The 13,862-nt window shown below is 36.5% G+C and carries 14 protein-coding genes and 2 riboswitches; all 14 genes read left to right on the plus strand.

Features of this window, described 5'->3' with window-relative positions; genetic code table 11:
• Positions 1-278: 278 nt before the first annotated feature.
• Positions 279-395, minus strand: a riboswitch (FMN riboswitch).
• Positions 396-571: 176 nt separating this feature from the next.
• Positions 572-744, plus strand: a riboswitch (cobalamin riboswitch).
• Positions 745-899: 155 nt separating this feature from the next.
• The 14 genes from cbiD (at position 900) to RT412_RS05795 (ending at position 13,857) form a co-directional block, all read left to right on the plus strand.
• A complete protein-coding gene (gene cbiD, locus RT412_RS05730) occupies positions 900-1,985 on the plus strand; it encodes a cobalt-precorrin-5B (C(1))-methyltransferase CbiD (protein WP_313342196.1) in 1,086 nt (361 codons plus the stop codon).
• A gap of 13 nt (positions 1,986-1,998) precedes the next feature.
• Positions 1,999-2,754 (plus strand): precorrin-4 C(11)-methyltransferase, encoded by a 756-nt coding sequence (gene cobM / locus RT412_RS05735; RefSeq protein ID WP_313342193.1) that lies wholly within the window; start codon positions 1,999-2,001, stop codon positions 2,752-2,754.
• A complete protein-coding gene (gene cobK / locus RT412_RS05740; RefSeq protein WP_313342191.1) occupies positions 2,751-3,497 on the plus strand; it encodes a precorrin-6A reductase in 747 nt (248 codons plus the stop codon). Before cobM ends, cobK begins: the two co-directional genes overlap by 4 nt.
• Positions 3,494-4,714, plus strand: coding sequence for a precorrin-6y C5,15-methyltransferase (decarboxylating) subunit CbiE (gene cbiE, locus RT412_RS05745; protein WP_313342189.1), 1,221 nt, complete (start codon positions 3,494-3,496; stop codon positions 4,712-4,714). Before cobK ends, cbiE begins: the two co-directional genes overlap by 4 nt.
• A complete protein-coding gene (locus RT412_RS05750; RefSeq protein WP_313342186.1) occupies positions 4,711-6,090 on the plus strand; it encodes a cobyrinate a,c-diamide synthase in 1,380 nt (459 codons plus the stop codon). The genes cbiE and RT412_RS05750 overlap by 4 nt, the downstream gene beginning before the upstream one ends.
• Before the next feature lie 5 nt (positions 6,091-6,095).
• Complete coding sequence (locus RT412_RS05755) at positions 6,096-7,127, plus strand: cobalt-precorrin 5A hydrolase (protein WP_313342184.1); 1,032 nt, start codon at positions 6,096-6,098, stop codon at positions 7,125-7,127.
• Between the two features lie 47 nt (positions 7,128-7,174).
• Positions 7,175-7,804, plus strand: coding sequence for a precorrin-8X methylmutase (locus RT412_RS05760; RefSeq protein ID WP_313342181.1), 630 nt, complete (start codon positions 7,175-7,177; stop codon positions 7,802-7,804).
• Between the two features lie 28 nt (positions 7,805-7,832).
• Positions 7,833-8,534 carry a precorrin-2 C(20)-methyltransferase gene (cobI, locus tag RT412_RS05765; protein ID WP_313342179.1) on the plus strand — a complete coding sequence of 234 codons (702 nt, stop codon included), beginning with the start codon at positions 7,833-7,835 and terminating at the stop codon, positions 8,532-8,534.
• Positions 8,531-9,250, plus strand: coding sequence for a precorrin-3B C(17)-methyltransferase (gene cobJ, locus RT412_RS05770; protein ID WP_313342176.1), 720 nt, complete (start codon positions 8,531-8,533; stop codon positions 9,248-9,250). The genes cobI and cobJ overlap by 4 nt, the downstream gene beginning before the upstream one ends.
• A gap of 15 nt (positions 9,251-9,265) precedes the next feature.
• On the plus strand, positions 9,266-10,312 hold the full coding sequence (locus RT412_RS05775; protein ID WP_313342173.1) for an ABC transporter substrate-binding protein: 1,047 nt from the start codon (positions 9,266-9,268) through the stop codon (positions 10,310-10,312).
• Between the two features lie 173 nt (positions 10,313-10,485).
• Positions 10,486-11,487: an iron ABC transporter permease gene (locus tag RT412_RS05780; protein WP_313342170.1), complete on the plus strand. Its 1,002-nt coding sequence runs from the start codon at positions 10,486-10,488 to the stop codon at positions 11,485-11,487.
• Positions 11,488-12,294, plus strand: a complete 807-nt coding sequence (locus tag RT412_RS05785; protein WP_313342167.1) for an ABC transporter ATP-binding protein — start codon at positions 11,488-11,490, stop codon at positions 12,292-12,294. It begins immediately after the preceding gene.
• The gene (locus tag RT412_RS05790; RefSeq protein WP_313342164.1) at positions 12,287-13,123 is read left to right on the plus strand and encodes an ABC transporter ATP-binding protein; all 837 of its coding nucleotides are present in this window, start codon (positions 12,287-12,289) and stop codon (positions 13,121-13,123) included. The genes RT412_RS05785 and RT412_RS05790 overlap by 8 nt, the downstream gene beginning before the upstream one ends.
• Positions 13,120-13,857 carry an ABC transporter permease gene (locus RT412_RS05795; RefSeq protein WP_313342161.1) on the plus strand — a complete coding sequence of 246 codons (738 nt, stop codon included), beginning with the start codon at positions 13,120-13,122 and terminating at the stop codon, positions 13,855-13,857. Before RT412_RS05790 ends, RT412_RS05795 begins: the two co-directional genes overlap by 4 nt.
• Positions 13,858-13,862: the final 5 nt, after the last annotated feature.

Consider the following 13,862-nt stretch of genomic DNA (forward strand, 5'->3'; position numbering starts at 1 on the left):
TTAATTTTTAAGATATTAATAATAAATATCAGTTCCTTATAAGTATCGCCTGTATAATCATTTGTATGCGAATATCTGTGTAAAGAACAAGCAGGGGAATGCATCAAATTTATTTGCTCACTACCGTTCGCATAAATTTGGCATTCTTTGCATTTGACCTACCGCCATTTTTCAGAAAAAAGACTCTGAAAAATAGGGTTAGGGCATAAAAAAAGGTCCTGAAATAAAAATTCAGAACCTATACGTTCAAAATAAACAAATATAAAAAAATATATTTGTAATCACTTCTCCCATCCAGACTTTACTGTCGGTCTTGGAATTACACCAAGTCAACCGCATTGCGGCTCGTGGACTTTACCACCGGTCGGGAATTACACCCTGCCCTGAAGATTTATTTAATTTTGTTAATTATAAAACTATTAAAGATAAATGTCAAATGCTTTTTTATACTTGTAAATTTTTATATAATGAAAATAAAAATACAAATACAAATTTATATGTCAAATAAGCTTTTAATTGATAAAAAGAAACTTTATTGACAAGCTAAAAAACGTAATGTATAATGAAAATAATTTAATATCGATATTTTGGTAACAAATGTTTTAAAAGGGAAAACAGTAAAAGCTGTTACAGCCCCCGCTACTGTGAAAGGTGATAGCGTTCGATGCCACTGTGCTATGCATGGGAAGGTGAATGTTAGATGAACCGAAAGTCAGGAGACCTGCCAGGATATGTATTTATAGATTTTCGGGAGGAATTTCTAAAATAATCAAATAGTATGAAAATATTTATTGTTATTTAATCTTCTGAAAATTCAGAAGATTTTTTTATGTGCATAAATAATAAGGTTTCGTAAGCAAAGAGAAATTGAGTGGCGTTTTCAATGCTTGGAGGAATATATGGAAAAATTTACGATTAAAAATGGAAAAAAGTTAAGATGCGGATTTACTACAGGAACATGTGCTGCAGCTGCCGCAACAGCAGCTGCGTTGATGATATTTATCGGTGAGGTTGTGGACAAGGTTTCAGTCAGATTGCCAAAGGGTGAAATATTGAGTATTGACATTAAAGAGCCAACCTTCAGTGTGCATGGAGTAAGATGCTGCGTAAAAAAAGACAGTGGAGACGATCCTGATGTAACAGACGGAATTTTAATATATGCGGACGTAAATCTTGATGATTCAGGTGAAATTCGCATTAGCGGGGGAAAAGGCGTAGGATACGTTACTCAAAAGGGATTGGATTGTCCTGTCGGGGGACCTGCTATAAATTCAGTACCAAGAAAAATGATAACTGAAAATGTTCAAAGGATATGTAATGAATATGGTTACAATGGAGGGGTGAACATTGTAATATCCGTACCGGAAGGTGAAGAGGCAGCGAAAAAAACCTTTAACCCTCAGCTGGGTATTGTGGGCGGCATATCGATCATAGGTACTACTGGCATTGTGGAGCCCATGAGTGAAAAAGCATTGATTGACAGCTTAAAGGTTGAAATGCAGGTAATAAAAGAAAGAAGATACAATACACTTTTAGCATTTCCCGGCAACTATGCAGAGAAATTTATTTACGATACACTTGGTATACGCAGTGAAAACAGTTTAAAATTCGGCAATTATTTAGGAGAAGTTTTAAATTTTGCGTTGGAGCTTGATTTTAATGAGATATTAATTGTGGGACATATAGGTAAGATGGTGAAGGTGGCCGGAGGCATGATGAACACTCATTCTCATACCGGAGATTTCCGGATGGAGATGTTTGCTTGCTATGCAGGGCTTTACGGAGCAGGAAGAAGTGTTATTGCTGAGATACTCTCCTGTGCTGCAACAGAGCAGGCAGTAGATGTTTTAATCAGAGAAAAACTAAAAGATAAGGTTATTTGTAAAATAAGCGAAAGAGCTCTTTATTATATAAATAAAAAAGTAGATAACAGAATTAAAATTAAATTGATTATTTATTCAAATAATCATGGGATTTTAAATTAGCAAGGAGGATAAAATGGTACATTTTGTAGGAGCAGGTCCCGGGGCAACGGATTTGATAACAATGAGAGGATATAAACATTTGTCCGAAGCTGATGCAATAATATATGCCGGCTCATTGGTAAATAAAGAATTATTAAGTTATGCAAAAGAAGGGGCGGAAATTCATAACAGCGCGCATATGACTTTAGAAGAAGTTATAGACGTTATAAAAAAAGCTGAAAAGGAAAATAAGGATACGGTAAGGCTGCATACCGGAGACCCAAGCATATACGGTGCAATAAGAGAGCAAATTGATTTGTTAAAATCATTAAATATTCAATATGACGTGGTTCCCGGTGTCAGCTCCTTTTGCGGCGCAGCAGCTTCATTGAATGCTGAATATACATTGCCAAATGTGAGCCAGTCGGTCATCATAACCCGTATGGAGGGAAGAACTTCCGTTCCTGATAGAGAAAGCATACGATCATTTGCTGCACATAAATCAACCATGGTTTTGTTTTTAAGCTCCGGCTTAACGGAAGAATTATCAAAAGAATTGATTGCAGGAGGATATGAAAAAGAAACACCTGTTGCGGTAGTTTACAAGGCAACGTGGCCTGATGAAAAAATATTCAGATGCACCGTTGAAAGCTTGCCTCAAACCATGAAGGACAACAATATAACAAAGACGGCTCTGATTTTAGTTGGTAATTTCCTTGGGGATGATTACGAAAGAAGCGAATTGTACAACCCCAAATTCACACACGAATTCCGAGAGGGGATTAAATGATGCATGTGTGCATTTTCGGAGGAACGACGGAAGGTCGTTTGTTAGCTGTATTTTTAAGTGAATTTAATGTAAAAGCTGATTTATATATAGCCACTGAATATGGTGAGCAGTTTGTTAAGGATTTAAATAATGTAAATGTTCATCAAAAACGGCTTGATAAACAGCGTATGATTGAATTATTTGAAAAAAACCGCTTTGACTGTGTCGCAGATGCAACTCATCCCTTTGCTAAAATTGTTTCACAAAATGTCAAAGAAGCAGCAGAACATTGCAATTTAAAATATTACAGAATTGTAAGAGAAACAGATAAAAATGAATATCCGATGTACTTTGACCATATTGAAGATATTATAAGCCATCTGAATAATGATGAAGGAAGTATATTGTTAACCACCGGCAGCAAGGATTTAGATAAATTTATAGCCGTCAATAATTATAAGGAAAGAATTTTTGTAAGAATTCTGCCTATGGAAAGCTCGTTGAAAAAAGCTGTAGAGCTCGGTTATTCAAACAAAAATATTATATGTATGCAGGGACCCTTCAGTGAAGAGCTGAATATAGCAATGATGAATTCTATCGGTGCAAAATTCATGGTAACAAAGGAAAGTGCAGCATCCGGAGGATTTGAGGAAAAAGTAAACGCATGTATTAAAACAAATGCAAAATGCCTTGTATTAAAAATGGCTGAAGAAGAAGGTATAACCTTAAAAGATTTTAAGCAAATAATAAGAGGGAAAATATGAAGACGGTTTATATAATCGGACTGGGTATCGGAAATTTAAGTTACGTGCATAACAAGGCGACAGAGACAATATGGTCGTGCGAATGTTTAATAGGAGCCAAAAGAATGCTTAAGGATTTTCTCGGTTTTAACAAACAAATTTATGAAAATTCAAATGCTGAAAGCATATGTAATTATGTTGCTCAGGGAGATTATCAAACTTATGGAATTTTAGTTTCAGGTGATTGCGGTTTTTACAGCTTATCTAAAAAGATTACCGTAATTTTAGGAAAAAACGAGGATATTAAGGTTGAAAACATTCCGGCAATCAGTTCAATTCAATATTTTGCATCAAAATTGAATATACCCTGGGACAATATAAAATATGTCAGTGCGCACGGGAGAAATTTGAACATTATATCCAACGTTATTTTCAATAAAAAAATATTTATTCTTACTTCGGTTGATTTTGGTCCGGACAGTATATGTGAAATTCTGACAAGCAAGGGATTGGGACATTTAAGAGTCAGCGCAGGAGAAAATTTATCCTATGATAATGAAAGAATAGTGGAAGCTGAAGCATGCGTAATTGCTGAAATGAAATTTAAAGGTCTCGCCGTTATGATAGTTCATAATGATGATTACATATCCATGGATGAAGCGCATCGTTCTATAAAGGATGAAGAGTTTGTTACAGGTAACGCTCCCATGACTAAAAGTGAAGTAAGGACCGTAAGTGTCGGAAAGCTTAATTTGAAAAGTGATTATATTGTATACGATATTGGCGCCGGAACAGGTTCCGTATCGGTTGAAGCAGCTTTAAAATTATACAACGGAGCTTTGTACGCTATAGAAAAAGATGATGCAGCAGTGAATTTAATTGAAAAGAATATAGAGAAGTTTAAAACTTATAACATTGAAATTATCAGAGGTACAGCACCTGAGGCAATGAAAAATCTTCCAAGACCTGATGCCTGCTTTATAGGAGGAAGCAGCGGAAACATGGATGAAATAATAAATGCTGTTCTGAAAAAAAATCCAAATGTGAATTTGGTTATTAACACAATTACGATTCAAAGCTTAAACGAAGCAATAAATTGTATGGAAAAGTATGATCTTAAAGATGTGGAAATTATCAGCGTTACTGTTGCAAAATCCAAAAAAATGGGCAGGTACGATCTTATGATAGGACAAAATCCCATTTATATAATCAGTGGAAGAGGAAGTGATGTACTGTGATATCAAATGTGCCAAGACTTATGATTTCAGCAGCAGGCAGCAACAACGGTAAAACAACGGTGACATCGGCAATTTTAAAAGCATTCACAATGAAGGGAAAAAAGCTTGCGGCATTTAAGGCAGGACCTGATTACATAGACCCAATGTTCCACTCAAGGGTGATTAAAATTCCATCCAGAAATTTAGATAAATTTATGATGGGTGAAAATAATTGCAGATATGTATTTGACAAGAACAGTCGTGGCATGGATATTTCAATCATTGAAGGAGTAATGGGTTATTATGACGGTATAGGTACAGGTACTTCCTGCAGTTCCTATGAGCTTGCATCCATCTTGAATTGTCCCGTTGTCTTAGTCATTAATCCAAGCGGCATGGCTGCATCCGTAGGTGCAATAATTGAAGGATTTAAAAATTTCAAGGGAAAAAGCAATATCAAAGGAGTAATATTAAACGCTGTTTCAAATACAATGTTTGAATATTACAGAAAAATCATTGAATCAAATACGGGTGTCAGAGTTTACGGCTACATGCCCCGATTATCAGACTGTAAGCTTGAAAGCAGGCATCTGGGGCTTGTAACTGCTGAGGAAATCGGAAACCTTGAATCAATAATAGAAGAATTAGGCGAGGAGGCACTAAAAACCATTGACTTAGAAGGCTTATATTCACTGGCTGTAAGTGCAGCTCCCATAGAATATGAGGAACCGAGCATAAATTATATAGGCAAGATAAAAATTGCCGTGGCATATGATAAAGCATTTTGCTTTTACTACGAGGATAATTTAGACATACTTGCAGAAATGGGTGCTGAAGTAATTAAATTCAGTCCGATTAAGGATAAAGTGCTCCCGGAAGACATAGGCGGATTATATATCGGAGGAGGTTATCCTGAGTTATATATCAAAGAGCTTTCCGGTAATAAATCAATGCTTGATGACATAAAGGCAAAAGTTGCTGCAGGTCTTCCTACCTTTGCGGAATGCGGAGGATATATGTATTTAATGGAAAGCTTCATTGATAAGAATGTGGATAAGGACGGCAAGGTTTACAGCTTAGCCGGAGCAATAGAAGGAAACAGCTGCATGACGGGGTCTCTTAGAAGGTTTGGATATATTACCTTAACCAGCCGCAATGATAATTTAATGTGTAAAGCCGGAGAATTAATAAACGGACACGAATTTCATTATTCGGACAGCAGCAATACAGGCGATTCATTTTTGGCTGTAAAGCCGGAGTCGGACAGAAGCTGGAAGACAATTATAGCAGACGATACGAAGTTTGCGGGATATCCGCATATAAATTTTATGGGAAACTTAAAGTTTGCAGAAAATTTTATAAAAAAATCAATTGAATATTATTCCGGTAACAGGTGAAAAAAATGAAAATTGACATATATGCATTTTCCGGTAACGGAGCAAAGATTTGCGATAAATTAATTGAACATTTAAATGATAATGAAGTGAATTCCTATGTTCCTCAAAGGTATACAGCTTCTGCCAAATTGGTTAAACTGCGTGAAGAGAACCTGTATAAGGCAACTGAGAAATCCTTTAAAAGTGCCGATTGCATTATTTTTGTCGGCTCCGCAGGCATAGCGGTTAGAGCCGTAGCGCCCTTTGTCAGAAGTAAAAAAACCGATCCTGCTGTCATATGCATGGATGAAAGAGGCAGTAATGTAATCTCTCTTTTATGCGGTCACATAGGCGGGGCCAATAAGCTCACCAAAAAGATTGCGGATATTGTTGGGGGTAATCCTATTATAACTACGGCTACCGATATTAACGGTAAATTTGCGGTTGATGAATGGGCTCATGACACAAACCTCCACATAATGAGCTTAAAAAGAGCAAGGGACATCGCTGCCGACATACTGGACGATAAAAAAATAGGTTTTAAATCGGATTTCGAAGTAAGAGGTAATGTACCTGATGAAATAAATTTTGATGAAAAGGAAACAGGAATATGTATAAGCCTTGATTCAAATAAAGCTCCATTTAAAAATACATTGAATTTAATTCCAAGAATTATATCTGTGGGTGTGGGCTGCAGAAAAGGAATCGATTTTAATGATGTTTACACTGCCGTAAAGGAGATTTTAAGCAGGAACAATATCTCGCATTTTGCCATCAGCTCCATAAATTCAATTGATTTAAAAAAAGAAGAAGAGGCTATTAAGAGGACAGCCGAGATTTTCAAGGTACCCTTTCATACGTATTCAAAGGACGAGCTTAATCAAGCGCAGGGACAGTTTTCAAGCTCTGATTTTGTAAAAGGTGTTGCGGGAGTTGACACCGTATGTGAAAGAGCCGCAATTATGGGCAGTAAAACAAAAAGGGTAATAATAAATAAAACAGTTGTTAATTCGGTTACAGTAGCGGCAGCAGCAGACGATTATGAAGTGGTTTTTTAAGATGAACTTTTTCAACAGCCTACTATATGTGTTTTAGAGGAGAAAAGATGGAAAATATTATATTTATAGAGCCAAATAACATTGAAAAGAGAAGCTTTGAAATAATACAGAAGGAAATGGGAGAAATACGGCTTGAAAAAGAAACAGAGCCGATTGTAAAAAGAGTCATACATACATCAGCAGATTTTGATTATTTAAATAACATGTGTTTTTCAAAGAGTGCCGTAAAAAAAGCGAAAGAGGCTTTAAAAAACGGAGCAACAATTGTTACCGACACAAACATGGCTCATTCGGGAATAAATAAAAAAGCAGCTGCTAAATATGGAGTAAATATACAGTGCTTCATGGCTGACGAAGATGTGGCGAAGGAATCAACGCTGCGGGGAGAAACGAGAGCTGCTGTTTCCATGGAGAAGGCAGCCATGATAAAGGGTCCCGTAATTTTTGCCGTAGGCAATGCCCCGACGGCTTTGATAAAGCTTTATGAAATGATAAAAAGCGGAATGATTAAGCCGGAGGTTATTATCGGAGTTCCTGTGGGCTTTGTAAATGTAGTTGAAGCAAAGGAATTGATAATGAGCCTGGATAATGTTGAATACATTGTTGCAAAGGGAAGAAAGGGAGGCAGCAATATAGCTGCGGCAATATGCAATGCCTTATTATACAACATTGAATAATACAGAATAATTTTAATAAGGAGGTTTTATGTTTTATGGTATCGGAGTAGGTGTGGGAAGCAGTCTGACAGTAACAAAAAAAACAATAGATGTACTGGATACACTGGACATTTTATATGTACCTACAGCTAAAAAAACAGAAAGTTACAGCACTGCACATAGTATTGTAAAAGATTATATAAATGAAAAAACAATAATAAAAGCTAAGCATTTCCCTATGAATTACAATACTGAAGAGCTTCAGAAAGTATGGAATGAAATTGCATCTGAAATAATTAAAGATGTATCAGAAGGTAAAGATGTAGGCTTTATAACTATCGGAGACCCAATGGTCTACAGTACCTATATTTATCTTTTAAAAATCTTGAAGGATAAAACTAAAATAACAACAATACCCGGCATAGCATCATTTTTGGATATTGCTTCCAATAATAATTTTCCTTTAGTGGAGGGAGAGAACCCTTTGATAATTCTGCCTGCTACCATGGGCACAGAAAGGTTAAGAAGCTATATCAAAAATGAAAATTCAATTGTTTTGATGAAGGTATACAATAATTTTGATGAAATTTTAGAAATGCTTATTGAGGAATGCTTAGAAAATCATTCTATAGTAGTAAGCAATTCATCAAAGGATGAAGAAATAATATATAAGAATATTAAAGATGTTAAAAAATCCGATGTATCTTATTTTACCACCATATTAATAAATAAAAAATGGGAGTTATCATGATATACGCAGTAGGAATAGGTCCCGGAAGCCGGGAAACAATGACATATGAGGCAATGGAGGCAATTGAAAAATCAGATGTTATAGTCGGCTATAAAACATATATTGACTTGGTCAAGGATTTAATAAAGGAAAAGCAAGTGGTTTCAAATGGTATGAAACAGGAAATAGACAGAGTTAAAAAAGCCGTAGAAATTTCAAAAACAGGCAAGACCGTGTCGGTTATAAGCTCGGGAGATGCAGGAGTATATGGCATGGCAGGTTTGATTTTAGAATTGTCAGAGGATGAGGATGTCAGGATTATAAGCGGGGTAACTGCCTCCACAGCTGCCGCCGCTGTATTGGGGGCACCTCTCATGCATGATTTTTGCCACATAAGCTTAAGCGATTTATTAACGCCGTTGGATTTAATATATAAAAGAGTTGTTTTGGCGTCAGAGGGTGATTTTGTTATATGCATTTACAACCCCAGAAGCAAGGGACGTCCGGACTACTTGAAAAATTCCTTTGAAATAATGAAAAAATATAAATCCGGTTCAACTCCTGTGGGCATAGTCAAAAACGCATGCAGGGAAAATCAAAAGGTGCATATTTGTACAATAGATACAATTGATTATGAATCAGTTGATATGCTAAGCATAGTAATAGTGGGCAACAGCTCAACCTATATTAAAAATAACAAAATCATAACCCAAAGGGGATATGAAACAAAATATTAATTATTGGAGGAAAGAATGAAAAAATCAATAATTCTGGACATTATGTTAACGGTTGTAATAATGGCGGTATTTTTTGCAGGATGCAGTAAATACAGCAATAAAAACGAGCTGCCTGTAGAAGAAAATCCATCAGAAGAAGGTGCAAAATCAGCTGATGATGATAAGAAGGACGAAGCATCAGATTACGGAATAGTAATTAATGAAGAAAATGTTGTATTTACAGATTCATCAGGAGAGGAAGTAACAATAACCAGGAATCCTCAAAGAGTGATTGTTTTGCAGAATTCCCTCCTGGAAATTTGGGACCAGTCAGGTGGAAAGGTTGTAGGCAGAGTTGAAGAATCTGAAGATAAAATGGTTGAAAATGCTATGACGGCAGAAGTTGTCGGTTCAATGGGAGCACCAAGTCTTGAAAAAATATTATCACTGCAGCCTGATTTGATTATTATTTCAGGCAGCTACACTGCACAAAGAGAAATGGTACCCTCATTTGAGCAGAATAATATACAGGTAATTAATTTAGATAACGATTTGCTTGAGGACTATTATAAAACAGTAAGATTATTTACTGCCATTACAGGCAGAGAAGATTTGTATGAAAACCATGTAAATGATATACAAAAGAAGGTCGATGAAATAGTTTCAAAAGCACCCAAAGATAAAAATTATAAAGCAGTAGTAATGTTTGCAACAGCTAAAAGTATCACGGTCAGAGATTCAAGTACTATGGTGGGAGAAATGATAAAGGACTTAAATGTAATTAACATATCTGATTCAGCTGATGCAGGTGCAGACACAAAGACATTCAGTATTGAAAAAATATTACAGGAGGATCCTGATTTCATTTTTGTACAAACAATGGGAAGCGACCTGGAGAAAATTACCGAAAGATTGAAGTCTGATGCTTTGGATAATCCCGCATGGGCATCGCTTACTGCGGTAAAAGAAGACAGATACATCGTTCTTCCGAAGAATTTATATTTGTACAAGCCTAATGACAGATACCCTGAGGCATATGAGAGGTTAGCAATAATGATATATCCGGAAGTGTTTTTGGAATAGCCGGTCGCCGAAAAGTCCCGCCTGCTGCGTTGCCGTTCAGTCAGTCAATCATCACGTATTTCTGAATACGCTGCGGTTGTCCTCCTTCCGGCGCCTTGCAGGACGAACCTTTTCGCCAACCTAATGTATTTTATTGTCGTTATCAATATTGTAAAGGCTGGTAGAAATAAATTATGACTAACATAAATAGAAAAGACAAAATTAAAAAAAGCACAATTTTAATTGCTTGTATATGTTTTTCAATTGCGGGATTCTTTATAAGCATAATGAACGGTGCTGTAAAAATATCTCCGTCAGAAATAATAAGTGCCATATTTTTTGAAGAAGCAACAGTCAACTATCAGATAATATGGAATGTCAGGTTGCCCCGTACAATAACTGCGTCATTGGTGGGAACCAGCCTCGCATTGTCGGGCTGCATACTTCAGGGCGTAATGCGAAACCCCTTGGCAAGTCCTAATATAATCGGAGTTTCCTCAGGTGCAGGGCTTATGACCTTGATTGTTTTGATAATTTTTCCTGATTACTATTATCTTGCTCCATTAGGCGCTTTTACAGGAGCACTTTTAGCCACACTTTTTATATATTTTTTAGCCTGGAAGGAAGGAGCAGCAACAACACGGCTCATTTTAGCCGGAGTAGCGGTTTCATCCTTGCTGGGAGCAGGCAACAATGCCATAATGACCTTTTATCCGGATAAGGTTTCCGGAGTTATAGGATTTATGGTAGGAGGGCTGTCGTCTACTAATTGGAAGCATGTTGATATGATATTTAATTATGCGGTTATAGGAATCATACTTCTTTTATTTGTTACAAACAAATTGAATATACTCATGCTTGGAGATGAGGTAGCGACAGGACTCGGGTTAAATGTGGAAGCAACAAGGTTTTTCTTTATAATAATTTCATCCCTGCTTGCGGGAGCTGCAGTCAGCGTAGTGGGATTATTGGGATTTGTGGGTCTTATAGTTCCTCACATTACACGGCTTTTTATAGGCTCGGATTACAGGTACTTGCTTCCTGCATCAATTTTTACCGGCTCGGCTGTTGTGGTTCTTTGTGATACCTTAGCAAGAGTTATGTTCGCTCCTCTCGAAATACCCGTAGGAATTATAATGTCAGCGTTGGGAGCACCATTTTTTCTATATTTGCTGAGAAGAAAGAAGGAATATTAAATGGACTTAAGGGTTGAAGGCTTAAATGTAAGCTATGACGAAAAAAGGATACTTAAGGATATCAGCTTTAATGTTGAATCAGGCGAAGTTGTAACCATTATCGGTCCTAACGGCTCAGGTAAATCTACACTTATAAAATCAATAAGCCGTTACTTAAAACCAAAGAGCGGAGATATTTATCTTAATAAGGTTAATATAAATCGTATAAACACAAAGGAAATAGCTAAAAATCTTGCTGTGCTGCCTCAGGTTAAAGCTGTGTCGTCGGATATTTCAATTGAAGAATTAGTATCATATGGACGGTTTCCACACCTTAAGTTTGGAAAAAGAATGAGTAAGGAAGACAAGGAAGTAATTGCGTGGGCATTGGAGAAAACGGGATTATTTAAAATGAAGGACAGATATGTAGTTACCCTTTCGGGAGGAGAGCGGCAAAGAGCATGGATTGCAATGACTCTGGCACAAAAACCAAAGATGCTGTTACTCGATGAGCCCACAACATTTCTTGATATCTGCTATCAAATGGAGACATTGGAGATGGTAAAAGTACTGAATAAAACACTTGGCATCACCGTTGTCATGGTTTTGCACGACATAAATCAGGCGGCAAGGTATTCGGATAAGATGATGGTCATAAATGACGGTGAGCTAAGAGAATATGGAGAGCCATGCGAAATAGTCAGCAAAGATTTATTAAAAGATATTTTTAAAATTGATGCCGACATTTATGAAGATAAGGTAAACAATTGTCCATATTTTATTCCTAAAAAGAATAATGGTACAGCAGGGAAGGGATTAAATGATTGAAATAAAAAATCTCAGCAAAAAATTCAATGATTTTACAGCTATAGACAATATTGATTTAGTTATAGAATCAGGTGAATTTATTGGAGTTTTAGGACCAAACGGAGCAGGCAAAACTACAACTATAAAAATAATTACAGGTTTGTTAAAACCTACTGCCGGAAATATATATATTAACGGAAGCTTAATGAACAGGAAGAATAAAGAAGTAAAAGGAATCATGGGTATTGTTCCGCAATACTCCAATCTGGACAAGGAGCTTACCATATATGAGAATCTTATTTTTGCCGCAAAGCTTTTCAGAGTAGAAAATTATAGAAATAAAATAGAGGAACTTTTGGATTTCGTTGAATTATCAGATTTTAAAGACAGAATGACGGGAAATTTGTCGGGAGGTATGGCAAGGCGTCTTACAATTGCAAAAGCTCTCATAAATGATCCCGATATAATTATACTTGATGAACCTACGGTAGGAATAGACATAAACGGAAGAAGAAAGATATGGGATATTTTAAAGTATTTGAAGTCAAGGAATAAGACGGTGCTGCTGACCACTCATTATATTGAGGAAGCAGAATATCTGTGCAGCAGAGTATGTCTCATTGATAAGGGTGTGATTATTCAGGACAGTACGCCTGAGAACCTGAAAGAGCAATTAGGAGTTTTCACTGTTGAATATTTTGATAAGGAATCAAAAACCGCATATAAATTTTTTGACTCAAAGCAAAAAGCATTGGATTACTCCATAGGCATAGACAGCTTAAATTATACAATAAGAGAAACCACCTTAGAGGATGTTTTTTATAATTATACAAACAGGAAGGTAATATGATGGAAATAGTTACTGTTTTGTGGAGAGAATATTTGTTTTTTAAAAGGCGGGTCGGAAGAATTACCTCCTCAGCCATCATGAGTCCTGTTTTATATCTTATTGCTTTCGGCTGGGGGCTTGGTAAGGATGTGGTAGTGGAAGGAGCCACATACATGCATTTTCTCATACCCGGGCTTATTGCCATGACAACCATGAACACAGGCTTTAATGCAGTGTCTACGAGAATTGTTACGTCAAAGCTATATGAAAGAAGCTTTGAATATTATCTGACATCTCCCATAAGCATGCCTCTTATGTCCTTCGGATACATATTATCGGGGGCACTGAAAGGAATTTACGCAAGCATTCTTATTATACTGGTATCATTACTATTCGGTGTAATAATAGAAATCAGCTTTTATTTCTTAGTAATTTGTTTTTTAAACAGCTTTGTGTTTTCGGCCTTGGGATATGCTGCCGCTCTGTCAATTGAAAGCCACTATGATATGGGAAGGTTTAATACATACATAATGACACCAATGTCATTTTTATGCGGGACATTTTTCTCGCTGGAGAACTTGCCGGGTGCCGTAAAGTCAATAGTAGGCATATTGCCGCTGTCTCATGCAGCCACATCTCTCAGAAGCATCGTATTAGAGGGGAGTTTCTCGTACAGTTCAATTTTGATTCTGACGGCATATGCATTGTTATTATATATTATCGGTGTCTACATGAGCTACAGGGAAATGAAATGAAATAC

It is taken from the genome of Sedimentibacter sp. (genome assembly GCF_032080165.1).
GTDB lineage: Bacteria > Bacillota > Clostridia > Tissierellales > Sedimentibacteraceae > Sedimentibacter.

Coding starts and splice junctions, on each gene's coding strand:
- cbiD (WP_313342196.1), top strand. CDS start 900: ATGGAAAAATTTACGATTAAAAATGGAAAAAAGTTAAGATGCGGATTT.
- cobM (WP_313342193.1), top strand. CDS start 1,999: ATGGTACATTTTGTAGGAGCAGGTCCCGGGGCAACGGATTTGATAACA.
- cobK (WP_313342191.1), top strand. CDS start 2,751: ATGATGCATGTGTGCATTTTCGGAGGAACGACGGAAGGTCGTTTGTTA.
- cbiE (WP_313342189.1), top strand. CDS start 3,494: ATGAAGACGGTTTATATAATCGGACTGGGTATCGGAAATTTAAGTTAC.
- RT412_RS05755 (WP_313342184.1), top strand. CDS start 6,096: ATGAAAATTGACATATATGCATTTTCCGGTAACGGAGCAAAGATTTGC.
- RT412_RS05760 (WP_313342181.1), top strand. CDS start 7,175: ATGGAAAATATTATATTTATAGAGCCAAATAACATTGAAAAGAGAAGC.
- cobI (WP_313342179.1), top strand. CDS start 7,833: ATGTTTTATGGTATCGGAGTAGGTGTGGGAAGCAGTCTGACAGTAACA.
- cobJ (WP_313342176.1), top strand. CDS start 8,531: ATGATATACGCAGTAGGAATAGGTCCCGGAAGCCGGGAAACAATGACA.
- RT412_RS05775 (WP_313342173.1), top strand. CDS start 9,266: ATGAAAAAATCAATAATTCTGGACATTATGTTAACGGTTGTAATAATG.
- RT412_RS05780 (WP_313342170.1), top strand. CDS start 10,486: ATGACTAACATAAATAGAAAAGACAAAATTAAAAAAAGCACAATTTTA.
- RT412_RS05785 (WP_313342167.1), top strand. CDS start 11,488: ATGGACTTAAGGGTTGAAGGCTTAAATGTAAGCTATGACGAAAAAAGG.
- RT412_RS05790 (WP_313342164.1), top strand. CDS start 12,287: ATGATTGAAATAAAAAATCTCAGCAAAAAATTCAATGATTTTACAGCT.
- RT412_RS05795 (WP_313342161.1), top strand. CDS start 13,120: ATGATGGAAATAGTTACTGTTTTGTGGAGAGAATATTTGTTTTTTAAA.